The following is a 24,006-nucleotide window of genomic DNA, read 5'->3' as shown; positions in this document are numbered from 1 at the left end:
GGGGACTCCACTGCCAGGTTTCCGGGGCGAAGCATCATCCACCGTCGCCCGGTCACCGTTCACCCCCAACCCCCACCCGGACTTTGTCCCGACTATCCGACTTGCACCCGAAATGGTCGAGGATCTTGCGCGAATGTCTCGAATTTCGTCCGGTACACCCGGAATGCCCGGACATTCGTGCAAGATCGTCGACCATGGTGAGATCGGAGCCACCGTCCGACCCGGGCCGCTTCTGACTTTGTCGCGACTGTCCGATATGGGCGCCGGGGCGGCGGTCGGTGGGGTGATCGTTTACGGCTGTGGTGTGGAAACGGCCACCCGATGCATGATCGTTTACGGTTCTGGAGCGCGTTGACCGGGTTCTGCTGCACCTGACGCGTCATTGATCATGCAGATCGGGCCGGATTTACACCTCGGCCGTAAACGATCAAAGAATCAGTGCACCGGGTCCACCTATCGGAAGATCGTTCCCGCATAACGGGCAACGGCCGACCGCGGGACGGCGTGGACGTGATCCACAGCGGCTGAGATGTAAATACGCACCCTGTCCCCTCGATCCACAGCCGTCGGGATGTAGGAAAACGGCCTCTACCTACATCTCGGCTGCTGTGGATCGAGGGGACAGGGTCGGAAACTACATCCCAGCCGCGAACGATCGCCGACCAGCCGATCCACCCGGCCGCATATCGGACAGTCGGGACAAGGCCCGGATGGGAGGAGCGGAGGCGAGATCGACGAACCCGGGACGAAATCCTATGAAAGAACGTGAATCTAAAGCGCGCGGAAGCCTACGCGTTCGTAGACGCGGCGGGCACCGGCGTCCTCCGTGGAAAGCAGGACGAGGTCGGCGCCCAGAGTGAAGGCGATGCGGGCCAGGGTTGCCGTGGTGAGGGCGCCGAAGCCCTGACGGCGGTGGTCGGCGAGGGTGGCGACGCCGACGATCTCGGTCAGGCCTTCCCGGACCGGCAGGACCATGCCGGCGGCGACGCCCGTGCCGTGGTGGCGGATCGTGATCGCGCAGGCGTCGGTCAGCTGGGTGCGGAAGTCCTCGGCGATGGTGGCGGAGACCGGTTCGGCGTACGGGTCGAAGCCGCGTTCGTTGACGTCCAGGGTCTCGCGGATCAGGTCGACCGGCGAGTCGGCGTACACCTCGATGATCGTGACGTCGGCTGTGGCGAGCGGTTCGCGCAGGTCAGCCGGTGAGCAGCCGAGGTAGTCGTCCACCGCGTCCTCGCCCCGACGGCGGCGGAAGTCTTCGAGGCGGGCGGCGAGATCCATGCGGGCACTATCGCGTACGCGTCAAGTGGTTAAAGGGGCGCGCCTCTGATCCCCGGGAGGCGCGCCCCGGCCTGTCAGCCCGCGTACGCCGCGAAGATCTTGCTGAACTCGTACGGCGCCTGGGCGATGTTGGTGCACATGTAGAGCGCGCCGTTGCAGGCGTTCTTGTCGCGGCCTTCCTCCCAGAAGGCGAGCATGCCCAGGTGCTTGCCGTTGGCGAAGGTCACCATCTGGCGGGCGTCGTTCTGGTCGTAGATGTGGCCGTCGTCGTTCGCGCCGAGCATCGGCGTGACGCCGACCATCCGCCACAGCTGGGCGTCGGTCTTGCTCGGGTAGAGGGTCTTGAGCTGGCTGAAGGTGGAGTTGGCGGCCTGGACGGCGAGGTCGCCGTAGTCGCCGGTGCGGTAGTAGTCCATCGCCATGACGTTGACGATGTCGAGGGTGACCCCGGCGTCGCGGGCGGACTGGACGATGGCGACGCCCTCCGCGGTGAGGCCCTCGGGCAGGACCGGCAGGGTGAGCGAGACCTTGAGGCCGGGGTTGGCGGCCTGCAGGTTCTTCAGCGCCTGCGAGCGGCGGGTGTTGGCGGCCGTGTCGGCGACCGCGGCGCCCTCGATGTCGAAGTCCACGTAGTGCAGCCCGTACGCCGTGACGACGGCCTGGTACTCGGCCTGCAGCGCGGCGACGGAGGTGCACGCCTGGGCGAGTTCCTGGCCGGACGCGCCGCCGAAGGAGATCTTCACGTCGCCGCCGCGGGCGCGGATGGCGTCGATCTGGTCCTTGGCCCACGCGGCCCGCGGGTCGTACGCGTTGAACCACGAGGCCTTGCAGCCGACGGCGGTGACGAACGCGAGGGTGAAGTTCTTGAGGTTGCCGCCGGTGGCCATGTCGGTGAGGACCGGCGACGGCCAGGCTCCCATGTCCACGTAGGGCGCCACCGGCAGACTGGCCGGCGGGGGCGGCGTCGAGGTGGACGGGCTCGGGCTGGGGCTCGTCGTCCGCGAGGCGGTGGGGGAGGCCGAGGGGGACGAGGTGCCGCCGGCGCAGGAAGCGCCGTTGACGGTGCAGTTGGTCGGAGCGCCCGAGCCGCCGTTGACGAGGAAGCCGAACGTCACCGACGCGCCGGGGGCGACCGTCCCGTTGTAGGTCCGGTTGGTGGCGGTGACGTGCTGGCCGCTGGTGGACACGAGCGCGTCCCAGTAGGAGCCCATCGTCAGGCCCGCGCCCAGGTCCCACTGGACGTTCCAGCTGGAGATCGTGCTGGACGAGCCGTTGGTGATCGTGAACTTGCCCTGGTAGCCGGTGCCCCAGTCGGAATCCTTGGAGAAGCTGGCGGTGACGCCGGCCGCGTACGCCGGTGACGCGGCGACGACGGCGAGGCCGCTCGTCGCCACCCCGACGGCCAGGGCGACGAGCGCGAGGTGCATGCGCCTCACAGTAAACCTCCTTAAGTATTTCGATCGGTAACAGTTAAGACTCCTTCCATTAATCGCGCAAGGGTGCGAGCATGACAAAAAGGCCGCCCGCGGGCGGCCTGTCTACTACGGACGATCAGAGGTCAGGGAGATCAGAGGTCGGGGATGGGCAGCGGCCAGGCGGCCTCGGTCGGCTCGTACGCGGCCGACGCCGGCATGACGATCGAGGAATCGGGTACGCCGATGGCCTCGTGGTCCTTGCCGGCGTACTCGAACCGGGAGAGCACCCAGCGCATCGCCTCGATCCGGGCGCGCTTCTTGTCGTTGCTCTTCACCACCGTCCAGGGCGCGTCGGCCGTGTCGGTGTAGAAGAACACCGCCCGCTTCGCCTGCGTGTACGCGTCCCACCGGTCCAGCGACGCCACGTCCATCGGCGACAGTTTCCAGCGGCGTACGGGGTCGAGCTGGCGGATGGCGAAACGGGCCCGCTGCTCCGAACGGGACACCGAGAACCAGAATTTGATCAGCCGCAGTCCGGACCGGACGAGCATCCGCTCCAGTTCCGGGACCTCGCGCATGAATTCGAGGTACTCGCGCGGCGTACAGAAGCCCATGACCCGTTCGACCCCGGCGCGGTTGTACCAGGACCGGTCGAACAGCACCATCTCCCCGGCCGCGGGCAGATGGGCGATGTAGCGCTGGAAGTACCACTGCGACTGTTCGCGGGGCGTCGGCCGGTCGAGCGCGACGACTCGCGTACCCCGGGGGTTGAGGTGCTGGGTGAACCGCTTGATCGTGCTGCCCTTCCCAGCGGCGTCGCGGCCCTCGAAGAGGATGACGATCCGCTCGCCCTTCTTCTTCACCCAGCTCTGCAACTTGAGCAGCTCGATCTGCTGCTGCCGCTTCACCCGGTCGTACTCCGGCCGTGACATCCGCGCCGGGTAAGGGAAGCCCTCCCGCCAGGTCTCCAGCCGGTGACCGTCGGGCCCGACGAGGTCGGGCTCGCCGTCCAGGTCGTACTCGACGCGGTAGTCACCCAGATGCTCGAACACCTCCGGGTACGCGCCGGAGGTCATCTCTCGGCCGCCAGCAGGGCCGCGACCCGGCCGATCAACGCGTACGGGACGGGTTTCGACAGCGGGAACCGCAGCGTGCCCTTGGCCGCCTTGTAGGGCTCGATCTCGGCCTGGAAGGCGGCGTCGCCGGCCGGCACCGGGTACACCGAGACGTGCTGCTTCCAGCCGGCGAAGTAGGCGAGGGCGCGGCCGTCGACGGTCAGCGCCGGTATGCCGTAGCTGATCTTCTCCTCGGCGCCCGGAACGGCGTCGTGCATGCTCTTGCGGACCGCCGCCAGCACGGTACGCGTCGCGTCCGGAAACCCGGCGAGGTACTCGTCGACGGTGGTCGCCACGCTTCGACCCTAGCCGCCCACGCGTCGCGGCGTTGCCAAGATCCCGCTTGGATCACGGTTGTCACCCGGATCAAGGCCCAAGATTCGGGTGACTTCCCTGATCCAAACGGGATCATGGGGGTCAGATCGTGTCGGGGAGGTGCAGGCGCCACTCGGGGGCCAGGACCGACCAGATCTCCAGGTCCGCCCGTTCGCTGCGGCCCGGACGCGGCGGGATCGCCTCCCGCAGTACGCCGTCCCGGGTCATCCCGAGCCGCTGGGCGACCTTGATGCTCGGCTCGTTGGCGGCGAGGGTCTGCCACTCCACGCGGTGGATGCCCCGGGCGCGGACGAGCCAGTCGATGAGGCGGGTCGCCGCCTGGGTGATCAGCCCCCGGCCGGTCGCCGACGGTTCCAGCCAGCAGCCGACCTCGCAGGTGCCGGCGGCCGCGTCCATCGCCACGACCATGACCCCGCCGACCAGCCGGTCGGCCAGCCAGATGCCCAGGATCAGGCCGGTGTCGCGGGCTTGGCTGTCGGCGTACCGCTGCAGGACGGCGCGGGCGGAGGCGAGGTCGGTGGCGACGAAACTCGGCCCGACCCAGGGCGCGATGTAGTCGCGGCACCGGTCGAGATTGGTCAGGAACTCCTCGGCACGCCAGGGTTCGAGGGGGCGAAGGACGGCACCGGGCTGCAGGTCTACGGCGAACACGACCCCATCATGCCGGTCAGGAGTTCGGGCGGCGCCGGGCAGGGTCGGCCATCCGACCGACAAACGGCCCCCGGGGGCGAGAAGATCGGAGGTCACGATCATCCCTCGTCGCCGGGAGCCACCGATGTCCTTTCTCCAGCCGTCCGCCGAGCAGCTCGGTACGCCCGAGGCCGTCCAGATCCGCGCGGCCGACCTGGCCAACTGGGGCTTCCCCACGAACTACAGCGAGCTGTTCGCGCTGGCCCCGGCGGCGTACGCGGCGTGGGCGGAGCTGAACAAGAGCATCAAGGCCGGCATGGACCCGCGCCGGTACGAGCTGGCCACGCTGGCGGTCGCGATGCGCCGGGGCTCCACGTACTGCTCGGTCGCCCACGGTGTCCAGCTCCAGAGCCGGTTCTACGACACCGAGACGGTACGCCGCATCGCGGCCGACTACCACGACGCCGGCCTCGACGAGGCCGATGTGGCGATCATGGACTTCGCCGTCAAGGCGGCCGACGGGCCCGCGTCGATCACGGCGGCGGACGTGGCCGGGCTGCGGGAGCACGGGCTGGACGACCGGGACGTCTTCCAGGTCCTGCTGGCGGTCGGTGCGCGGTGCTTCTTCACGACCGTCCTGGAAGGCGCCGGCGCCCAGGCCGACCCGGAGTACCTCGACCGGCTCGGGGCGGACACGGCCGCCGCGCTCACGGTCGGCCGCCCCATCGCGGTGTCGTAAAGCCCGTCGCCGTGTCCGCAAGCCCGCCGAGTCCGGCGGATCAGGCCGCGGCGAGGGTCAGCGCCGGTACCGGCCGAGCATGGTGATCGCCTGCTCGGTCAGTTCGGCGATGACCTCCGCCGCCGGGCGTACCGCGTCGACGAGGCCGACGCCCTGCCCCGAGAGCAGGGCCATCTCCTCGAGGTCGCCGGTCGTCAGGCCCGCCATCGGGACGATGTTCGAGAACTTGTGCATCTCGAGGACGTCCGGCCCGCCGAGGAAGCCGCCGAGCTGTGTCCGGCCGATCACCGGCAGGTCCGAGGTGTCCGCCGGGATCTCGCCGGTCCGGTCCGCCCATTCGCGGACGACGCGGTTGCGCAGGACCCGCATCGGGTTGAACTGCGGCATGTCCGGCCCGAACAGCCCGGTACGCGTCGTCCCGGTGGCGTCGGCGGCCACGAGCCGCGCCTTGTACCCGTCGTGGGCCAGGGACTCCGTGGTGGCCACGAATCGCGTACCGACCCAGACGCCGTCCGCCCCGAGCATCAGCGCGGCCGCGAGTCCCCGGCCGTCCGCGACTCCGCCGGATGCCAGCACCAGGACCGGCGCGACGGCGTCGACCACCAGCGGAACGAGGGCGAACGTGGGCAGCGTGCCGTAGTTGTGGCCGCCGGCCTCCTCGCCCTGCGCGACGATGACGTCCACGCCGCCGTCCGCCGCGGCGATCGCCGTCTCGACCGAGCCGACCTGCTCGAAGACGCGTACGCCGGCCGCGTGGAGGCGTTCGATCCAGGCGCTCTTCGGGTGTCCCCAGTGGAAGGACGCGACCGCGGGCGCGGCGGCGCACACCGCGTCGATCTGCGCGTCGTCGGTGAGCGGGGTGATGAAGTTGACGTTGAACGGGTGCGGGGTGTTCCGCTGGATCGCGCCGATCGTGTCGGCCAGCGCGGGCGCGGGCATCAGGCCGACGCCGAGCGATCCGAGGGCGCCGGCGTTGCTCACGGCGACGGCGAGCGCGGGGGTCATCCCGACGAACGCCATGCCGGCCTGCGCGATCGGCGTCCGCAGCCCGTACGCCTCGGTGAAGCGGGTGTGCAGTGTGTCCATGCCTCGAATGTGCGCCGCCGCGGCGGCCGGGAGGACGCACCGGACGCAGCCGCGGTGGCATTCCGTGCGACTGTCGGGAATCAGCCTGGCCGTCCGGTTCGTCGCGCGCCAGTGTGGGTGCGGGGCACGGAAACTGGGGGAAGGACATGGCGACGACGTGGACCACGGCGGTCGCGCCGCCCGGCGGGCGGTTCGCGTACTGGCGGGAGGTCATCTGCGAGGCGTTCCTCGACCTGAGCCCGGAGTCGGACCGCCGCGACGGGTTCGCCGGCGCCGTCCGGCAGGTCGGACTCGGCCGCCTCGACCTGGCCCGGATCGACTCCCGCCGGCAGCTCGTGCGGCGTACCGAGGCGGACATCGAGCACGCGCCGCGGGCCGGGTTCTACGCGAACCTCCAGGTCCGCGGGGCGGGGCAGGCGGTGCAGGACGGCCGGTCGGCGTACCAGCGCCCGGGTGACCTCGCCCTGGTCGACACGACCCGGCCCTTCGAGCTGATCTTCCCGGCCGACTTCCGGCAGTACTCCCTCTTCGTGCCGCGCGAGCTGCTTCCCTCCGGCGTACGCACGGCGGTCCGGCTCGACACCACGAGCGGGATCGGCGCGGCGTTCCGGCACATCCTGTCCGCCCTGGACCGGGAGTCGGCCGCCCCGCCGCACGCGGCCCGGCTGGCCCAGCACGCGAACGGCCTGCTGGCGCTCCTGCTCGACGACGCCGAACCCGCTCGGCCGCTGCGCGCACCCCGGACCTACGCGGCGGCCGTCGCCGACATCGAGGAGCACCTGACCGACGAGGACCTCTCCCCGGCCGGCACCGCCCGGCGGCTCGGCTGCTCCGTGCGTACGCTGCACGCGCTGTTCGCCGGCGCGGACCGCACCTATGCCGCGACCGTGCGCCGCCTGCGCCTGGAGTACGCCCGCCGGGCGCTGGCCGACCCCGCACGGGCCCATCTGCGGATCATCGACATCGCCGCCGACGCGGGCTTCGCCGACGTGAGCAGTTTCCACCGGGCGTTCCGCCGCGAGTTCGGCCGAAGCCCCGGCGCGGTCAGAAATTCCTCCACCGGAAGTGTCGATCCGGCCCTCCGCCGCTCGTATAGGAGGTAGACCAGCACTTTCAGGAGGTACGCGATGGGCAAGATCAGTGCGTTCGAGAGCATCACCCTGGACGGCGTCATGCAGGGGCCGGCCCATCCCGAGGAGGACACCCGCGACGGGTTCCGCCTCGGCGGCTGGGCGGCCCCCTATGCCGACCACGTGCTCGGGGCGAAGGCCGCCGAGGGCATGTCCCACGAGGGCGCCCTGCTGTTCGGGCGGCGTACGTACGAGCACTTCTTCTCGGTCTGGCCGGCCCGGGCCGGTGACGGCAACCCGTTCAGCGACAAGCTCAACCGGACCCCGAAGTACGTCCTGTCCCAGACTCTCACCGAGCAGACCGAACTCCCGGCGGCTCGCGCAAGCACTCCCCGGCTTCCGTGGGAGAACTCGATCCTGCTGAGCGGCGACCCGGAGAAGGCGCTGCGCGAGTTCAAGGAGACCGGCCCGGACGCGACCGTGCTCGGCAGCGGCGAACTCGTCCGCGGACTGCTCGCGTGGGGGCTGCTCGACGAGATGGTCCTCATCATCCACCCGCTCGTGCTCGGCGCCGGCTTCCGGATCTTCCCCGACGCCGGCCCGCTGTCCGAGTTGACCCTGGTCGAAGCGCTGCCGACCACCACCGGAGCGATCATCGCGACCTATCGCGCGGCGTAACGTGACCACCATGCAGCGGTACCTGCTCAGCATCTACCAGCCCGACGGGCCGCCACCGCCGCCGGCGGAGCTGGCGAAGATCATGGCCGACATCGGGGCGCTGGCCGACGAGATGAAGAAGGCGGGGGCCTGGGTGTTCTCGGCCGGGCTGCACCCGCCGACGACCGCGACGGTCGTCCGGGACCGCGACGGCGAGCAGTTGCTCACCGACGGGCCGTTCATCGAGGGCAAGGAGCACCTCGGCGGGTTCACCGTGATCTCCGCACCCGACCTCGACGCCGCCCTGGCGTGGGCGGGCCGGATGGCCGCGGCGACCACCCTGCCCGTGGAAGTCGTGCCCTGCCAGACCGAATGAGCGCCGAGGAGATAGAAGCCGCCTTCCGGAGCGGGTACGGCCGGGCGGTGGCGGTCCTCATCCGGGCCTTCGGCGACATCGACCTCGCGGAGGAGTCCGTCCAGGACGCCTTCGCCGAGGCCGTGCGCCGCTGGCCGGAGTCGGGGCCGCCACCGAGCCCGGCCGGGTGGATCATCACGACCGCGCGGAACCGTGCGATCGACCGCCTGCGCCGGGAGTCCGCCCGGGACGCCAAACAGATCGAGGCGACGCTTCTGTCCACCCAGGAACAGGCGGCCGACCGGCTGAGCCTGATCTTCACGTGCTGCCATCCGGCGCTCGCCCCGGCCGCCCGGGTCGCCCTGACGCTGCGGCTGCTCGGCGGCCTGACCACGGCCGAGATCGCCCGGGCGTTCCTGGTGCCCGAGGCGACCATGGCACAGCGCCTGGTCCGGGCGAAGGGCAAGATCCGCGACGCGCGGATCCCGTATCGCGTACCGGGGGCGGCGGAGTTGCCGGGGCGGTTGACCGGGGTGCTCGCGGTCGTCTACCTGATCTTCAACGAGGGCTACACGAACCTGCGCCCCGAACTCTGCGCCGAGGCCGTCCGGCTCGGCCGCATGCTCGTCGAGCTGATGCCGGACGAGCCCGAGGCCGTGGGGCTGCTCGCCCTCATGCTGCTCACCGACGCGCGGCGGGCGGCGCGTACCGGGCCGGAAGGGCTGGTGCTGCTGGCCGACCAGGACCGGGCACTGTGGAACCGCGAGCTCATCGCCGAGGGGCACGCCCTCGTCCGCCGCTGCCTGCGCCGTGACCGGCCCGGCCCCTACCAGATCCAGGCCGCGATCGCCGCCGTGCACACCGACGGCCCCGCGACCGACTGGCCGCAGATCCTCCAGCTCTACGACCACCTTCTCGTGTACGCGGAGAGCCCCGTGGTCCGGCTGCACCGCTCGGTCGCCGTGGCCGAGGTCGACGGACCCGCGCCCGCACTGGCCATAGTGGACGGACTGGACCTGCCGGCGTACCCCGCCTATCACGCGGTCCGCGCCGACCTGCTGCGCCGCCTGGGCCGGGACGAGGAAGCGGCGGCCGCCTACGAGGCAGCCGCCGCCCTCACTCAGAACCCCGCCGAGCGGGATTTCCTGCTGAGCCGAATCACACGAGCGTGATCGGGACCGTCACCACCTGGTTCGGGGCGCCCGGGTAGGTCACGGTGACCGAGACGGTCGCCGCGCCGGCCGGCCGCCGCGAGGTGAGCCAGGCGAGGATGAAGGTCTTCGACACCGGCTCGTAGAGCGGCGTCGTCGAGCCCAGCGTCTGCGCACCGGCCGCCGAGACCTTCACCCGGCCGGTGAGCAGCAGCGCGGCCGCGTCCAGCAGCGGGATCGGCTTCCCCGCCGCGTCGGTCAGCTGGAACGCGACCGGCACCGGCAGCCCGGCCGCGAACTTCGCACCGGCGACCGGCGTGATCATCTTGATCGCGTACCGGATGATCTGGGTGGTGGTGGCCGACGAGCCCGCGAAGGCCGATTCGCCGGAGTAGGTCGCGGTCACGGTGTGCGCGCCCACCCCGAGGGTGCTGACGGCGGGGCTAGTGGCCCGGCCGCCGCTCAGGGTGACCGGGCCGCCGACCGGCGAGCCGTCCACCGCGAACTGGACGGTGCCCTGGGGCGTGAAGCCCGCGGGTCCGGCCACGACGGCGGTGAACGTCAGCGCGGCGCCGACCGTGGACGGGCTGGCCGGGCTCGTGGTGAGCGTGACCGTGGTGGCGGCCTTGGCCACCGTGAGGGTGTACGCCGCCGCGACCGTGCTCACCGGGTTGGTGGCCGTGATCGTGAAGGTGTACGCGCCGCCGTCGGTCGGCGTGCCGCTCACCGTGCCGGAGGGCGACAGGGTCAGGCCGGGCGGCAGGGTGCCGCCGGTGACGCTGAACGTCGCCGATCCGGTGTGCGCAACCACCGCCGAGTACGCCGATCCGACCGTGCCGCCGGGCAGCGTGCCGCCGAGGGTGGCCGGGTCGATGACGGCGACGGAGACCGTGTCCGACGTGGACGGCTTCAGGTCGGCGCTGCCGCCGAAGGCCGCCGTGACGGCGTGCTCACCGGCCGCGAGGGCGCTCGTGGTGAGCGTGGCCGAGCCGTCGGCCGCCACCGGGGCGGTGCCGAGCACGGTCGAGCCGTCGCTGAACGTGACCGAGCCGGTGGCCGCCACGGCCGCCGCCACGTGGGCGGTCAGCGTCAGCGTCGCGCCGGTCGCGACCGGGTTCGGGCCCGCCGTCAGCGTGGTGGCGCTGACTCCCTGTCCGATCTGGACGGTCACCGGCAGCTCGGCCGAGCCGTACGGGTTCTCGGCCTTGACCGTGAACGCGTACGAGCCGGCCTTGGTGGGAGAGCCCGACAGCTGACCGTTGGCGGCGAGCGACAGGCCCGGCGGCAGGTCGCCCGCGGACACCGAGACCGTCGCCGGCGCGGTGCCCGACACCGTGAAGGTGTACGCGTACGGGTCGCCGACCGTGCCGGCCGGCGCCGTTCCGGAGATCCCCGCGGGTACGCCCGGCTCGATGCCGACCAGGACCGGATCGTGGTCGCTGGTGCGGAAGCGGTCCGGCGCGTACAGGGAGGCGATCTGGCCCGCCGTCTTGAAATCGGTGTTGTAGTCGAGGACCGACGGCTCGTCGCTGTTGTGGTGCGCGTCGCCGGCCCCGGTCACCTGCGGCACCAGCGACGACGAGGCGAGCACGTAGTCGAGGTAGCCCCACTGGCCGTCGAACACGTACGAGTACGCCTCGTCCCCGTGGTACGCCTTCACCAGGTTCGTGAACCCGGCCGCTTCGAGGGCGGCGATCGGGTCCTCACCCGCGTACGAGTTGAGGTCGCCGACGATCAGGACGTCCGGGTCGCCGGTCGACGGGACGACCGTGTTGGCGATCCACGACGACAGCTCGTGCGCCTGCTCGGTGCGGTGGGCGTTCCAGCAGCTCTGGCCGTCGCCCTGGTCCGTGTCCGGGCCGGAGGTCGGGCAGGAGCCCTTGGACTTGAAGTGGTTGGCGATGACCGTGAAGCGGGCCCCCGCGGCGGTCTCGAACTCCTGGGCGACCGGCCGCCGCTCGAAGAGGTCGTTCACGTCCACGAAGGTCTTGCCCGCGATCGGGTGCACCTTGGCGGTCTTGTAGAGGATGCCCGCCTTGATGGCGTCGTCCCCGGCCACGTCGGTGATCCCGGTGGCCGCGTCCGGGTTGATGAACGCCCAGGTCCCCGGCCCGTCGGCGGCGTTGAGCGCGTTGGTCAGCGCCTGGACGGCACTGGCCGAACCGTAGCCGTCGTTCTCCATCTCCATGTAGCCGATGACGTCCGCGCCCAGGAACCGCAGGGACGCGACCTCCTTGGCCAGCTGCCGGTTGTACTCGACGTCGCTGGTGGCGCCCCGGCAGTCGGTCGGGCCGCCCTGCGAGCCGAGCGTGCAGCCGGTGTAGGTGTTGAAGAAGTTGAGCAGGTTGGCGCTGGCCACCTTGACCGATCCGGTGCCCACTTCGGGAGCGGCGGTCGGTCGCGGGTTGCCCTCATTGAAGATCGCCGTGCCGCCGAGCGCGTTGATCGGCCGCAGCCGGTACGCGTTCCCGCTCGCCGCGTTGCCCGCCCACGTGTAGGTCAGGACGCCGACCGGGTCCGTTACGGTGTCGCCGCCGCGCAGGGTGTTCGCCGCGGAGAGCGGCTGACCGTTGCGCCCGAACACGATCGGATCGGGGTTCTGGCTCTGGTCGGCGTCGTCCAGGATCAGGCGGTTCAGGTTGTTCGCCTGCTGTGCCGCCGCGACCGCCGCGGTGTCGGTGGCCCGGATGTCGGCCGTGGGCTGGCGCAACCGGCCGCCCGAGGAGAGCACGACCTGCCCGAAGCGGCCGAGCTGGAAGTGCTCGGTGACGCTCAGGGTCTGGTGGAACCGGACCAGCATGCCTTCGTAGGGCTCCAGGTCGGTGGCCGTTGCCCGGGGCAGGGTCACGTCCGTCGGGGTGACCGTGTTCTGCGTACCGCAGGGGACGACGTTGGCGCCCGTGGCCGTGATCTGGGTCTGGCCCTGGAACTCCGACACCGCGCCGGTCACCTCGACGACGTTGCCGTTCGACACCAGGTTCGCCCCGTTGTCGAAGACGAAGACCCCATCCGAAGTGGACGGATTACCGTCACCGGCGTCCTGGAGGTAGAAGCCCCGCAGCGCCGGGCTGGCTCCCTCGTAGTCGCCGACGACCGTGCCGCGTACGGTGACCGTCTGGCCGGCCACCGGGCTGACGTCGCCGGTGCCCTCGACCGAGCCGATCGTCGCGACCGAGCCCGTGCACGGCGGCGGCGAGCCGACCGGCACGGTGACCGTGGTCGCCTTGCGCAGCACGAGCGGCAGGTCCTTGGCGATGCTTCCGTCGCCGTAGAACACCGTGTCGCCGGAGTCGGTGACCACCTGCGCCGAGGACGTGTTCAGCAACGGGTTCGGCACGGAGACGATCGCCTCCGGCTTGCCCGGCAGCGCGACGGTGTCCAGCGACCCGGTACGCAGCACCGGCTGGTGAGCCGCGTCGCCGTCCCAGCTGTAGAACCGGTACTCGCCGGCGGCACCGGTCCCGGCGTCGCTCGGCCCGGCGATGATCAGGTACTGGTTGGCGGCGTTCTTGCGGATCTCGCGTACGCCCTTGCCGGCGAGGTCCCAGAGGAGCGGCGTACCGAACTGGGCGGTGACGCCGGTGGTCGGGTTGGCCGCGACGAGGGCGGCGATGTTCGTCACCGGGACGACGATCGCCTTGCCGCCCGCGATCGGACCCCGGAAGGCGATCAGCAGCGTCGTGCCGTCGTTGGCGAACTCGGCGCCCTCGATGTTGAAGCCGGTCGCCGTGCCGCCGTCGCCCTCGGGCGCCCGCGTCGCGGCGTCGGCCAGGCCGAGCACGTTGCCGTTGGCCTGGTCCCACGCGACGAGATCGTCCCGCAGGTGCTGGTAGCTGCCGCCGAGGGCCAGCGTCGCGCCGGTCCCGGTGCCGCTCACGGTGGTGGTGAACAGCTCCTGCCGGTTGAGCCGGGTCTTGGCCGACGAGTTCTGGCCCTGCGAGCCGAGCCAGTAGATCGTGTCGCCGGACCGGGCCGACGCCTCGATGTCGATCTCCCGCGTCACGTCCGAGTCCCGCAGGGCCAGGCCGGCCGCGCGGACGTCGAACGTCGACGCCGGGTACCGCGAGTGGTCGCGGTCGTAGATCCGCAGCACGTTCGTCTCGTCGTCGCCGACGACCGTCGCGCCGCCGCCGAGGTCGATCGCCGTGCTGGCGTCGCTCGCGCCGTAGAGGTCGTGCGTACCGGCGGGCAGCGCGGCGGAGACGGCCACCGGGAAGGTGGTGCTCGCGCTCAGGCTGCCGTCCGACACGGTCACCGTCAACGTCGTGCGGCCCACGCCGACCGGGTTCACGCCCAGCGTCCGGGTCGCGCCCGAGCCCGCGGCGCTACCGGTGGCCACCGCACTGTCCGCGCTGGTCACGGTCACCGTCAGGGCGGCCGGGTCCGACTCGGCGTCGCCGACCGTCACCGTACGCACAGCCGGCGGATTGTCCGGGTCGCCGACGGTCAGGGCCAGATCCTCCACAGGGGACGGTCCGATGGTCGGGGCCGTGTTGGTCACCGCCGACACGGTCACGGTCGCCGTGCGGCTGTCCGCGGCGCCGGCCGGGCCGGTCACGCGTACCCAGTAGGAGGTGGTCGCCGCGAGGGCGGGAGTGGTGAAGGAATCGCCGGTGCCGACCGGCGTACCGGTGTCGCCCGCGGTTCCGGCGTACCACTGGTAGGTCAGCGGGCCGGTGCCGGTGGCCGCGACGGTGAGGGTCGCGACGCCGCCGGTCGGCACGGTCGCGTCCTGCGGCTGCGTCGTGATGGACGGCGCGGTGGCGGCCGCCGCCGGCGCGAGCGCGACGCCCCGGAGAGCGGTGTTCGCGGGCGTGGTGAACAGGGTCGTGGCGGTGACGGAGATCGGCGCGTCGAACGCCGCCGAGTCCTCCAGCTTCACCAGTGCGGCGGCGGTCGCGCTCGTGGTGGCGAACAGGGTCGCCGTCGAGCCGGTGACCGTCCCGGTCACCCCGCGGGCGCCGCTCGACGCCGGGCGGGAGGAGCCGCGCGCCGTCCAGGTCGTCCCGTCGAAGGAGAACTTGAGCACGCCGCCGTTCGGGCTGGCCGAGTCGTCCGCCACGTACAGCGTGTCCACGCCGGGCACCGCCGGGTCGCGGTCGAGCGCCGTGAACGCGTACGGGCTGGGGACGGCGGTCGTCAGCGCGGGGGTCTGGCCGCCCGTCGTGGGCAGGCCGGTGCCGACCGCGTACACGCCGGTGGTGCCGCTGCCGGTGGAGATGTAGAGGCGGCCACCCGCGATGCCGACCGCGCGGATGTTCGTGGGCGCGGCCGAGTTGATCGCGGTCGAGGTGCCGGCCGAACCGAGCGCGGCCAGGCGTACGCCGCCGTTGGCCCCGACGGCCCAGAAGCGCGACCCGTCGTCGGTCACGGCACCGCGGATGTTGTTGCCGCTGAACGTGTCCGTGATGGCGGTCGAGGTGTCCACGGTGCCGGCGCCGTCGACGCGGCCGACCACGCGGGCCACGGCGGTCGTCGTGGTACCCGCGACGGCGGCGAGGCCCGGATCGGCGTCGTAGCCGCCGAGGGTCAGGTAGCGGCCGTCGGCCGACAGCGCGAGGGCGCCCTCGGACGTGGCCGAGCCGCTGACCGTCAGTCGGCGGTTCGCGCCGGCGGCGGCCGTCGGCAGCGCGGTGGTACGCACGAGCGTGCCGGACGGCGTGTACTCGTCGAGGAAGACGGCGGTGGCGGCGTTCGACAACGCGGCGCTGCCGTCGCCCACGCGGAGAACGACGACGTCCCCCGGAGCGGGGTCGGCCGACGCCGACGTGGGTGGGCCGAGGGTCGCGGCCGCCGGGATCACCAGCGACGCGGCGACCAGGCGGACGAGATTTCGGCGGAGCGGTGATCGCACGGCGATTCCTCCGGAGGATTAGGGGGTCGCCGGTAAACCTATGTGAACGGTGGCGTACCGCAGAAGAGCGGTACGCCACCGTTCATCAGCCCGTCAGCGGGGCGTCATTGACTCAGTCGGCTCGATGGGGGCCCGTCAGGCGTACGCGTTGAACTCCGCGATCGACCACCAGGACGTGGAGCTGCCGGTCTGGGTCACGCGGATGTACCGGGCCGTCGCCGTCGGGAACGTGACAGTCACGAGAGCCGATGTTCCGGTGCCCGTGGCGACCGGCGTACCCCAGTTCACCCCATCGGTGGACAGGCTGACCGAGTAGCCGTGCGCGTAGTCGTTCGCGCTGCCCGCCGAGTCCATCGTGATCTTGCTGATCGACTTCGACGCCCCCATGTCGACGGTCGCGGTCTGGCCGTTGGCCATCGGCGTACCGGAGCTCCAGCGCGTGGCCGTGTTCCCGTCGAGCATCTGCGCGGGGACGTCGGTGGCGCTGGTCGGGTTCGCCGTCGCGGTCCAGCCCGTCCGCGGCAGCGGCCCCGGATCGGTCACCACCCCGTTCGTGTACGCGTTGAACTCCGCGATCGACCACCACGACGTGCTGCTTCCGGTCTGCGTGACCCGGATGTAGCGGGCGTTGGCCGGGGTGAAGCCGACGGTGAGCAGTGCGCTCGCGCCGGTCCCGGTGGCCACCGGGGACCCCCAGTTCGTGCCGTCCGTGGACAGGCTGACCGAGTAGCCCCGGGCGTAGTCGGCCGTGCTTCCCGCCGAGTCCATCGTGATCTGGTCGACGTTGCGTACCGCTCCCATGTCGACGGTCACGGTCTGGCCGTTGGCCATCGGCGTACCGGAGCTCCAGCGGGTCGCGGTGTTCCCGTCCAGCATCCGCGCGGGGACGTCGGTGGCGCTGCTCGGGTTCGCCGTCGCGGTCCAGCCGGTACGCGGCAGCACCGTCTGCGTCGGCGGCGTGGTGCCGCCGATGACGACCGAGCCGGTGAGCCGGATGTCGCGCGACGAGGAGCCGACGTAGATCTGGTGCGTCCCGCCGGTGCTGGCCCAGCCGCCCGTCCAGGTCTGGAAGCTGCGGGCGTCCAGCACGGTCGTCACGTGCTGCGTCTGCCCGGCGTTGAGGGTCAGCCGCTGGAAGCCGCGCAGGTTCTTCGGCGGCTCACCGCTGCTCGCGGGCTGGCCGACGTAGACCTGGGCCACCTCGGACCCCGCCCGGGTGCCGGAGTTCGTGACGTCGTACCCGACCGACACGTTCCCGTTGGCGTCCGGAGTGGACACGGTCAGGTTCGCGTACGCGAACGTCGTGTAGCTCAGCCCGTGCCCGAACGCGAAGAGCGGCGTCTTGCCCTGGGCGTCGTACCAGCGGTAGCCGACCTTGAGACCCTCGCTGTACTGCACGGTGTTGTTCTGCCCCGGCCACTGCGCGGCGGTGTTCGCCGGCACGTCGGCCAGCGACTGCGGGAACGTCACGGGCAGCTTGCCGGAGAAGTTGGTGTCGCCGAACAGCAGGCTCGCGATCGCGTTGCCCGCCTCCTGACCGGGGTACCACCCGGCGATGACGCCCTTGACCGAGTTCGCCCACGGCATCGTGACGGCCGAACCGGTGTTCACCACGACCACCGTGTTGGGGTTGGCCGCGGCCACGTCCGTCACGAGCGTGTTCTGGTCGGCGGACAGGTCGATGTTGGCGATGTCGGAGCCCTCCGACTCGTCCTTGCTGACGAACACGACCGCGAGGTTGGCGTTGCGGGCGGCCGTGACGGCCTGGTCGTGCAGGGTCTGGCCGGGCACCTGCCAGCCGAGGCTGACGTTCGAGCCACCGCCGGCCTGGTAGTAGTCGACCTCGACGGGCACGTTCTGCCCGGCGGTCAGGCTCACCGTCCCCGTACGCGTCGTCGGCCCCTGGTTGACCCAGCCGTTGATGATCTGCGTGCCGTTGACGTACAGGCGGCTGCCGTCGTCGCTGTTCAGCGAGAACGTGTACGTGCCGGTGGTGGGCGCGTGCAGCGTACCGGTCCACTTCACCGACCAGTTGGTGCCGTTGACCCCGCTCTGCGGCGAGGAGCCGCCCCAGACGTAGTCGATGGAACCGTCCACGCGGGACGCGACCGGCGTACCGGAAAGGGTGGTGTTGTTGAAGAACTGGCCGTAGAGCCCGGGGCCGGAACCGGTCGACGGCGTGAGGGCGCTGGAGTCGACGGGCGGGAGCTGGCCGCTCGGCGAGGCGACGCCCTGCGCGAACGTGACCGTGGCGCCGGTGCCGGCCCGGTTCTTGATGCCCTGGTAGGGCGTGACCGTGTAGGGCGGGTTGACCCACGCGGAGCCGCCGCCCTGCGTCATCACGTCCGGTCCGGCGTCGTCGCCGATGACGGCGATGGAGGCGCCCGATCCGATCGGCAGCACGTTCCCGCTGTTCTTCAGCAGTACGCTGCCCTCCAGCGCGACCTGCTTGGCGACGTTGGCGTGGGCGGTCGAGGTGACGACGGCGTTGACGTTGCCCGTGTTCGCGTGGTCGAACAGGCCCCGCTTGAACATCGACAGCAGGATGCGGCGGGCGTGGTCGTTGATCGTCGCCGACGACACCTGCCCGTTGCCGACGGCCGTGGTGAGCGCCGAGCCGAAGTAGGTGCTGCCCGGCATCTCCATGTCGAGGCCGTTGTTGGCGCTGGCCACGGTCGAGTGGGTCGCACCCCAGTCCGACGTGATGAAGCCGGTGAAACCCATGTCGCCCTTGAGGATCGTGTTCTGGAGCGGGCCGTTCTCGCAGGCGTACGGGCCGTTGATCAGGGAGTAGGAGCACATCGCCGAGTCGGCGTCGCCCTGCTTGACCGACGTCTCGAAGGCGGGCAGGTAGATCTCCCGCTGGGTGCGGTCGGCGACGACCGCGTTGTCGGCGGGGGAGTTGCGGTTGGTCTCCTGGTTGTAGACCGCGTAGTGCTTCACCTGCGCCATCGGGCCCTGGCTCTGGATGCCGCGGATGTCGGCGGCGCCGATCTGCCCGGCGAGGTAGGGATCCTCGCCGAACGACTCGAACGCCCGGCCCCAGCGCGGGTCGCGGACGATGTTGATGGTCGGGGCGAGCACGACGTTGGTCCCCTTGCCCCACTGCTCGGAGCCGAGGACCTCGCCGTACTGCTGCATCAGCGCGGTGTCCCAGGTGGCGGCGCCCGCGACGGGCGCGGCCAGCTGCGTGACGCCGGTGAAGCCGTCGCCGGCGCCGGCCGGGCCGTCTTGCAGGTGGATGGCCGGGATGCCCAGCCGGGTGTTGGCGTCCACGCAGCCGACGTAGCCGCAACCGGCCCCGCCGTGCAGCATGGTGAGCTTCTCGGCCTGCGTCATCGCGGCCAGGAGCAGGTCGGCGCGCTGAGCGGGGGTCAGCGCGGTGTTCATCCAGGGGTCGGCGGCGTGCGCGGGCAGCGCGGTCACGCCGGTGGACAGGGCCGACACCAGGGCGGCGGCCAGGAAGGTACGCAGCAGTCGTCTGTGGACGGGCATGGTGATCTCTCCCGAGGACGGGTACGAGTGATCCGGGACGGGTCGCGATGCCGGCGTACGCGGGGCCCGGATATAGAGGCTTGTCGTGTCCTCGGGAGGTGTCAAGACTGGCGGGGAGGATTTTTCAGTACCTGTTTCAAAGCCTGGTTCAGGTTGCGAAAAAACTGGCGCGTGGACCCTGGCCGGTCCACGCGCGACGGACGGGGGCTAGCAGGACCGGTAGACGTGGTCCGCGACGTTCCGGTACGGGCTGACGTCCGAGAGGTACCGGCTGGTGGTGCTGACGGTGAACAGGACCGTGTCGTCGGAGTGGTCGGCGTACCGGCCGTGGTTGATGAAGGAGACGGATCCGCTGGACATGTTGTAGTGCACGGACTCCGTCATGTCGTTCCAGCCCCACCAGGCCAGGTCCTGCCAGCCGCAGCTGGACAGCTTGCCGCGGGGGTAGCCGTAGTTGGTGCGGTCGTAGAAGCAGAACCAGCCCGACGGGCAGTCGGCGCCGGTGGGGCTGGTGCCGAAGGCCGCGAAGGTCACGACGAACACGCCCCCGTCGTAACTGATCTCGTTGGCGTTGATCTGCTTTCCGCCCGGCGCCTTGGCCAGGTACTGGTCGATCTGAGCCTGGACGCCCTGCGCGCCGGGCGAGGGCGTCGCGGCGAGCGCGGGGGTGGCGGTGAGCGCCATGGCGGTACCGAGCAGAATCGTCCATAGCAGACGGATGGGCCGGGCGCGGGTTCGGGTCGTCATCTCAGGCCTCCTGACGGGGCCGCACCATTCAGGCAACGGCGAAGGGTAGGGTTACCGTGACGCTACTCAATGTGATGATGATCGATGGTTAGCTGACCGATTCCAGTCAGTGAATGAACTGTCAGGTCGTTTTCATCTCATCTGCCGGCGACCCGCCCGACTGCGTGACCGATCCGTGATGTCAGAACCCTCCGCGTACGCGGGTCATCTCCGTGGCAACGCAAATGCGGTGACGACCGCGGGGACGGAGAGGGGCGACGAATATGTGCGGTCACATGTCTGCCGAATGGGTGGAAAGAGGGGACTCGGTTGTCGGACACGGATCCACGCGGGGGCACACGCGACGACGCGTGGTTCGAGAAGTTCTGCCTCCGGTGGCGGAGCGACGTGTGGCGCTGGTCGGTCCGGCGGATGGGGCCCGGCCCCGACGCCGAGGACCTGATGACCGAGGTTTTCCTGCGGGCCCGGCGCTACCGCAGGGCGATCCCAGATGACGACCCCGCGGTCAACCGGTACCTCTACGCGATGGTGTACAACCACGGCGCCCGGCTGTGGCGCCGGCGGCGGACCGAGCAGCTGATGCCGGCCACCGACGTCGACCAGCTGCGGCCGCCGGCCGGCGACTTCACCGAGCGCGTGGCCGAGCACATCGACCTGGAACGCGCGTTCCCGCGACTGTCCTATCGGGACCGGCACCTGCTGCTGCGGACCTACCGCGACGAGGTCTCGGGCGAGGATCTGGCGGCCGAGCTGGGGATCAAGGTCGACGCGCTCTACAAGCGGCTGGAGCGGGCGCGCAAACGGCTCAAGGAGGGCATGCGCAAGAGCGGCACCGACGGCCGGGCGACCGGCCGTGATCTGAGAGTCTGGGGGGACTGATGGATCGGCTGGACGACGACGCGTACTTCGACCGGATGCTGCGCGACGGCATCTCGGCCGTCGATCCATGGTCCCCCGGGGACGAACCACCCGACCCGCTCGACCTTCTCGACCGGGCGGACGCCCGGCACGCCGGACGCGGGCCGGCCGGCCGGCTCTGGCAGCGCCTGCGCCCGGCCCGGCCCGGTTTCACCCTGGTCGCCGCGGCGGCCGCGGTCGCCGTCGTGTTCGTGATCGCCGTGCCGGTCACCCTGCTGCGGGGCCGTACCCCCGCCACGGCGCCCTACGACGCGCCCGGCCTGCTCCGGTACGCCGACGGCGCGGCCGAGCCACCGGCGCGTACCACGCTGGCGGCCCTGTCGGCGGCGGTCGGCCGGCTCACCGACGAACCGCCGGCCGGGGCCTACACGCGCGTGCGTACGCAGACGTGGGCGGCCGACCTGACCGGCGGTCCGGCCGCCGCGCCGTTCCGCGAAGAGCTCTGGTGGCAGGCCGACGGCTCCGGTACGCGGCTGCGCGTACCCCTGCCCGGTCAGGCGCCCGGCTCGACGCGCGGGGTCGACCCGGGCTGGGCCGCGGCCGCCGTTCAGCCGACCGTGTTCGGCGTGGGCGAACTGCGCATTCCCGTGCCGAGAGTGGACCTGCGGCCGGAGATCCTGGCGGGCGAGCTGATCGCCGAGAACCCCGACGCCGCCCATGACCCGGCGGCGATGCTGCGCGTGGTCGAGACGCTGTTCGGCTGGCACGATCTGGGCGCACCGCAGCGGTCCGCCGTCCTGCGGGTGCTCGCCGACACCGACGGCCTGGTCGACCGGGGCACCGTCGTGGACCGCGCCGGGCGTACCGGGACCGCGGTCTCCGCCGACGGGACCGACGCCGGAGTGTCCAAACGCGACATCCTGGTGTTCGACCCCGTCGACGGGCGGCTGCTCGCGTACGAGCAGATCCTGCTGTCCCGGCCGGCCCGGTCGAGCGTGCCGGTGCCCTCCCTCGCCGCGTACACGGTGTTCCTGGGCAGCACCCGCGCGCCCGCGCCCACGGCCTAAGGCGTGACCGCGATGTTCGTCAGGCCGGTCGTCGCGTTCGTCACCGTGTTGGAGGCGTAGACGACGTTCAGGTTCCCCGCGCACTTCGAGGTCGAGGTGATCCTGATGGCGTACGTGCCGACACCGCCGAGGTCGGACGTGTTGCCCCGCCACACGTTCCCGCAGCCGTTGAGGAACGACGGCGTGGTGGCCGGGTTGTGCGTCTCGTACCCGTCGGCGAACGTGCCCGGCGCCGTGAACGTGCCGGTGTTGTTCTCGATGAGGTAGCCGATGCCCTTCACGTCGATCCACGAGTCGGCCGAGTTCTGCCCGGAGATGCCCTGGCCGTTGAAGATGTTGCCGCGGATCACCCCGTCGAACGTGCCCTCCTTGACGTCGATGAGCTCGGCGGCGACATTCGGCCCGATCCGGTTGCCCAGCACCTGTACGCGGTCCGACCGGTCGACGCCGCCGGTGTTGCCGTGGCAGGCCCAGTTGGATCCGGCCGAGCCGAGGTAGAGGCCCTCGCCGTAGCCGGGCTGGACGAGACCGGTGCTCTCGATGACCGAGTTCCGGATGATCCCGTCCGCCGAGGACCGCCGGAAGTGCACGCCCTCGTCCTCGGTGTCGTGGACGTAGACCCCGTCGATGGTCACGTGCTGCGCGTTGTCGAGCACGATCCCCTTCTTCGAGTCCGCCACCGTGAACCCGGTCAGGTTCCAGTACGCCGCCCCGAACAGCCACAACCCGTAGCCGGAATCCCAGCCGGCGGTGGGCACGGGGCACGACGGTCCGTCGCCGCTCGGCCCGTCGTTGACCAGGACCGCCGTCCGCGGCCCCGTCAGCGTGATCGGCGCGGCGGCGGTGCCGGGCTGCTGGGCGACGAACGAACCGTGGTACGTCCCGGCGGCCAGCCGGATCGTCTGCCCGGGAGCGGCCGCGGCCAGCGCACTGCTCAGCTGCGCGGCGGTGGCGACGTCGACGACCGGCCCGGCGGGGCTCGGACTGCTACTCGGGCTCGCGCTGCGGCTCGGACTGGTACTGGGGCTCGCGCTGGCCGACGCGCTGGGGGATGCGCTCGGGCTCGCGCTGGGAGAAGCGCTGCGGCTCGGCGAGGTGCTGGGCGACGGTGACCCGCCCGCGCACGGAGCGCCGTTGACCGTGCAGTTCACCGGCAGCCCCACGCCCGCCGCGTTGAACCCGAACGTCTGCGAAGCGCCTGGATTCACCGTCGCGTTCCAGCTCAGGTTGACGAACTTGTAGTGCTGCCCGGTCTGCGTACGCGTCGCGCTCCAGGAGGAGCTGACGGTGGTCCCGGCCGGCAGGTCGAACTCGACCGTCCAGCCGGTCGCGGCGGCGTCGCCGGAGTTGGCGACGGCCACGTCGGCGCCGTAGCCGGTGCTCCAGACGCTCGCCTGGGTGATCGTCGCGGTCAGCTTCGGCGCGGCGGCGTGGGCGGGGACGGCGGCGTAGACCGCGAGGGCGGTGGCCACACCCGCCGCGAGTGCGATCGGCAGACGCATCGGCGGACCTTCCCGAATAGTGGTTGGTCTATTGTTAAAGAAACCTAACTATGAATGAATGCGGGCGACCGCGCAACTCATCGACCAAGTCCGGATCGGTCCGGAATCGTTGAAGGAGAATACATGCGTCGCATCGCCACCGTCCTCGCCGCCGCCACCCTGGCCGTCGTCGGCCTCGCCGGCCCGGCTCACGCCGCCACCGTCGACCTGCCCGAAGGCCCGCTGTCCATCGGCGACTACTGCCACGCCCAGGTCTCCTCGGCCGCCTGGATCGGCTTCTACGAGTCGAGCGGCCTGCGCTGCTACAGCTCCGGCACGGGCGGGTCGCTCGTGTACCAGGGGACCGGGGACGCGTACCTGGCCTGCAAGTACCTCACGACGGACGTGGTCATGGCGGCCCTGCACGGCGCGTCCAACTCCCTCATCTGCCGGGTCATTCGTTAGGAGCTTCCTTCACAGAATCAAGATCATGTGTCCCGGGTTCGTCGATCTCACCTCCGCTCCTCCCGCGGGAGACCGTTGCGCCCCTATCGCTCCGCTCCGGGGACTCCACTGCCAGGTGAGTGGGGCGACGCATCATCCACCGTCGCCCGGTCACCGTTTACCCCCAACCCCCACCCGGACTTTGTCCCGACTATCCGACTTGCACCC

At 71.1% G+C, this 24,006-nt stretch carries 18 protein-coding genes; 8 read left to right on the top strand and 10 right to left on the bottom strand.

The features are described 5' to 3' along the window. Positions 1-771: 771 nt before the first annotated feature. The 5 genes from G401_RS53865 to G401_RS0138385 all read right to left on the bottom strand — a co-directional run bounded on the left by G401_RS53865 (position 772) and on the right by G401_RS0138385 (position 4,795). A complete protein-coding gene (locus G401_RS53865) occupies positions 772-1,278 on the bottom strand; it encodes a GNAT family N-acetyltransferase (protein ID WP_027346668.1) in 507 nt (168 codons plus the stop codon). Between the two features lie 74 nt (positions 1,279-1,352). Further along, positions 1,353-2,705: a cellulose binding domain-containing protein gene (locus G401_RS0138400; RefSeq protein ID WP_034594418.1), complete on the bottom strand. Its 1,353-nt coding sequence runs from the start codon at positions 2,703-2,705 to the stop codon at positions 1,353-1,355. 140 nt (positions 2,706-2,845) lie between these two features. Beyond that, positions 2,846-3,769, bottom strand: a complete 924-nt coding sequence (gene ppk2, locus G401_RS51290) for a polyphosphate kinase 2 (protein WP_084558091.1) — start codon at positions 3,767-3,769, stop codon at positions 2,846-2,848. Further along, entirely contained in the window at positions 3,766-4,104 is a 339-nt protein-coding gene (locus tag G401_RS0138390; protein ID WP_027346666.1) for an iron chaperone, read from the bottom strand. Before G401_RS0138390 ends, ppk2 begins: the two co-directional genes overlap by 4 nt. A gap of 121 nt (positions 4,105-4,225) precedes the next feature. Further along, a complete protein-coding gene (locus tag G401_RS0138385) occupies positions 4,226-4,795 on the bottom strand; it encodes a GNAT family N-acetyltransferase (protein WP_027346665.1) in 570 nt (189 codons plus the stop codon). A gap of 124 nt (positions 4,796-4,919) precedes the next feature. Here G401_RS0138385 and G401_RS0138380 point away from each other — a divergent pair, with 124 nt between their 5' ends. Beyond that, the gene (locus G401_RS0138380) at positions 4,920-5,513 is read left to right on the top strand and encodes a carboxymuconolactone decarboxylase family protein (RefSeq protein ID WP_027346664.1); all 594 of its coding nucleotides are present in this window, start codon (positions 4,920-4,922) and stop codon (positions 5,511-5,513) included. Positions 5,514-5,570: 57 nt separating this feature from the next. On the opposite strand, the gene G401_RS0138375 is transcribed toward G401_RS0138380, so the two are convergent. Then, the gene (locus G401_RS0138375) at positions 5,571-6,599 is read right to left on the bottom strand and encodes an NAD(P)H-dependent flavin oxidoreductase (RefSeq protein WP_034594416.1); all 1,029 of its coding nucleotides are present in this window, start codon (positions 6,597-6,599) and stop codon (positions 5,571-5,573) included. Positions 6,600-6,745: 146 nt separating this feature from the next. On the opposite strand from G401_RS0138375, the gene G401_RS0138370 reads away from it, so the two are divergent. Genes G401_RS0138370 through G401_RS0138355 form a run of 4 tightly spaced genes read left to right on the top strand, consistent with a single transcriptional unit; the run spans position 6,746 to position 9,853 of the window. Beyond that, entirely contained in the window at positions 6,746-7,702 is a 957-nt protein-coding gene (locus tag G401_RS0138370) for an AraC-like ligand-binding domain-containing protein (RefSeq protein WP_027346662.1), read from the top strand. 24 nt (positions 7,703-7,726) lie between these two features. Beyond that, entirely contained in the window at positions 7,727-8,347 is a 621-nt protein-coding gene (locus tag G401_RS0138365) for a dihydrofolate reductase family protein (protein WP_027346661.1), read from the top strand. A gap of 10 nt (positions 8,348-8,357) precedes the next feature. Further along, on the top strand, positions 8,358-8,702 hold the full coding sequence (locus tag G401_RS0138360; protein WP_027346660.1) for a YciI family protein: 345 nt from the start codon (positions 8,358-8,360) through the stop codon (positions 8,700-8,702). Then, positions 8,699-9,853, top strand: coding sequence for an RNA polymerase sigma factor (locus G401_RS0138355; protein WP_034594414.1), 1,155 nt, complete (start codon positions 8,699-8,701; stop codon positions 9,851-9,853). Before G401_RS0138360 ends, G401_RS0138355 begins: the two co-directional genes overlap by 4 nt. Here G401_RS0138355 and G401_RS0138350 read toward each other — a convergent pair. From G401_RS0138350 to G401_RS0138340, 3 genes are all read right to left on the bottom strand, one after another. Continuing rightward, positions 9,840-15,686 carry an ExeM/NucH family extracellular endonuclease gene (locus G401_RS0138350; RefSeq protein WP_027346658.1) on the bottom strand — a complete coding sequence of 1,949 codons (5,847 nt, stop codon included), beginning with the start codon at positions 15,684-15,686 and terminating at the stop codon, positions 9,840-9,842. The two genes, G401_RS0138355 and G401_RS0138350, sit on opposite strands and share 14 nt — an antisense overlap. 135 nt (positions 15,687-15,821) lie before the next feature. Further along, a complete protein-coding gene (locus tag G401_RS51285; RefSeq protein WP_051367885.1) occupies positions 15,822-19,181 on the bottom strand; it encodes a beta-glucosidase in 3,360 nt (1,119 codons plus the stop codon). Positions 19,182-19,388: 207 nt separating this feature from the next. Next, positions 19,389-19,928, bottom strand: coding sequence for a peptidase inhibitor family I36 protein (locus tag G401_RS0138340; protein ID WP_027346657.1), 540 nt, complete (start codon positions 19,926-19,928; stop codon positions 19,389-19,391). A 309-nt stretch (positions 19,929-20,237) separates the two neighbouring features. Here G401_RS0138340 and G401_RS0138335 point away from each other — a divergent pair, with 309 nt between their 5' ends. Both G401_RS0138335 and G401_RS53860 read left to right on the top strand, forming a co-directional pair. Then, entirely contained in the window at positions 20,238-20,807 is a 570-nt protein-coding gene (locus G401_RS0138335) for an RNA polymerase sigma factor (protein ID WP_027346656.1), read from the top strand. Beyond that, on the top strand, positions 20,807-21,853 hold the full coding sequence (locus G401_RS53860; RefSeq protein WP_051367884.1) for a hypothetical protein: 1,047 nt from the start codon (positions 20,807-20,809) through the stop codon (positions 21,851-21,853). The genes G401_RS0138335 and G401_RS53860 overlap by 1 nt, the downstream gene beginning before the upstream one ends. On the opposite strand, the gene G401_RS0138325 is transcribed toward G401_RS53860, so the two are convergent. Further along, positions 21,850-23,355 carry a cellulose binding domain-containing protein gene (locus G401_RS0138325; RefSeq protein WP_027346655.1) on the bottom strand — a complete coding sequence of 502 codons (1,506 nt, stop codon included), beginning with the start codon at positions 23,353-23,355 and terminating at the stop codon, positions 21,850-21,852. The genes G401_RS53860 and G401_RS0138325 overlap by 4 nt on opposite strands. A 123-nt stretch (positions 23,356-23,478) precedes the next feature. On the opposite strand from G401_RS0138325, the gene G401_RS0138320 reads away from it, so the two are divergent. Beyond that, a complete protein-coding gene (locus G401_RS0138320) occupies positions 23,479-23,799 on the top strand; it encodes a hypothetical protein (protein WP_027346654.1) in 321 nt (106 codons plus the stop codon). Positions 23,800-24,006 lie beyond the last annotated feature (207 nt).

This window comes from Hamadaea tsunoensis DSM 44101 (assembly GCF_000428945.1).
In the GTDB taxonomy this organism is placed as follows: domain Bacteria; phylum Actinomycetota; class Actinomycetes; order Mycobacteriales; family Micromonosporaceae; genus Hamadaea; species Hamadaea tsunoensis.
The sequence above is the reverse complement of the archived record's forward strand: the minus strand, read 5'-3'. Positions and strand labels throughout refer to the sequence as shown.

What these genes read in the sequence shown, in the direction of transcription:
- G401_RS53865 (WP_027346668.1), bottom strand. Translation starts at nt 1,278, where the DNA reads ATGGATCTCGCCGCCCGCCTCGAAGACTTCCGCCGCCGTCGGGGCGAG.
- G401_RS0138400 (WP_034594418.1), bottom strand. Translation starts at nt 2,705, where the DNA reads ATGCACCTCGCGCTCGTCGCCCTGGCCGTCGGGGTGGCGACGAGCGGC.
- ppk2 (WP_084558091.1), bottom strand. Translation starts at nt 3,769, where the DNA reads ATGACCTCCGGCGCGTACCCGGAGGTGTTCGAGCATCTGGGTGACTAC.
- G401_RS0138380 (WP_027346664.1), top strand. Translation starts at nt 4,920, where the DNA reads ATGTCCTTTCTCCAGCCGTCCGCCGAGCAGCTCGGTACGCCCGAGGCC.
- G401_RS0138375 (WP_034594416.1), bottom strand. Translation starts at nt 6,599, where the DNA reads ATGGACACACTGCACACCCGCTTCACCGAGGCGTACGGGCTGCGGACG.
- G401_RS0138370 (WP_027346662.1), top strand. Translation starts at nt 6,746, where the DNA reads ATGGCGACGACGTGGACCACGGCGGTCGCGCCGCCCGGCGGGCGGTTC.
- G401_RS0138365 (WP_027346661.1), top strand. Translation starts at nt 7,727, where the DNA reads ATGGGCAAGATCAGTGCGTTCGAGAGCATCACCCTGGACGGCGTCATG.
- G401_RS0138360 (WP_027346660.1), top strand. Translation starts at nt 8,358, where the DNA reads ATGCAGCGGTACCTGCTCAGCATCTACCAGCCCGACGGGCCGCCACCG.
- G401_RS0138355 (WP_034594414.1), top strand. Translation starts at nt 8,699, where the DNA reads ATGAGCGCCGAGGAGATAGAAGCCGCCTTCCGGAGCGGGTACGGCCGG.
- G401_RS51285 (WP_051367885.1), bottom strand. Translation starts at nt 19,181, where the DNA reads ATGCCCGTCCACAGACGACTGCTGCGTACCTTCCTGGCCGCCGCCCTG.
- G401_RS0138340 (WP_027346657.1), bottom strand. Translation starts at nt 19,928, where the DNA reads ATGACGACCCGAACCCGCGCCCGGCCCATCCGTCTGCTATGGACGATT.
- G401_RS53860 (WP_051367884.1), top strand. Translation starts at nt 20,807, where the DNA reads ATGGATCGGCTGGACGACGACGCGTACTTCGACCGGATGCTGCGCGAC.
- G401_RS0138325 (WP_027346655.1), bottom strand. Translation starts at nt 23,355, where the DNA reads ATGCGTCTGCCGATCGCACTCGCGGCGGGTGTGGCCACCGCCCTCGCG.
- G401_RS0138320 (WP_027346654.1), top strand. Translation starts at nt 23,479, where the DNA reads ATGCGTCGCATCGCCACCGTCCTCGCCGCCGCCACCCTGGCCGTCGTC.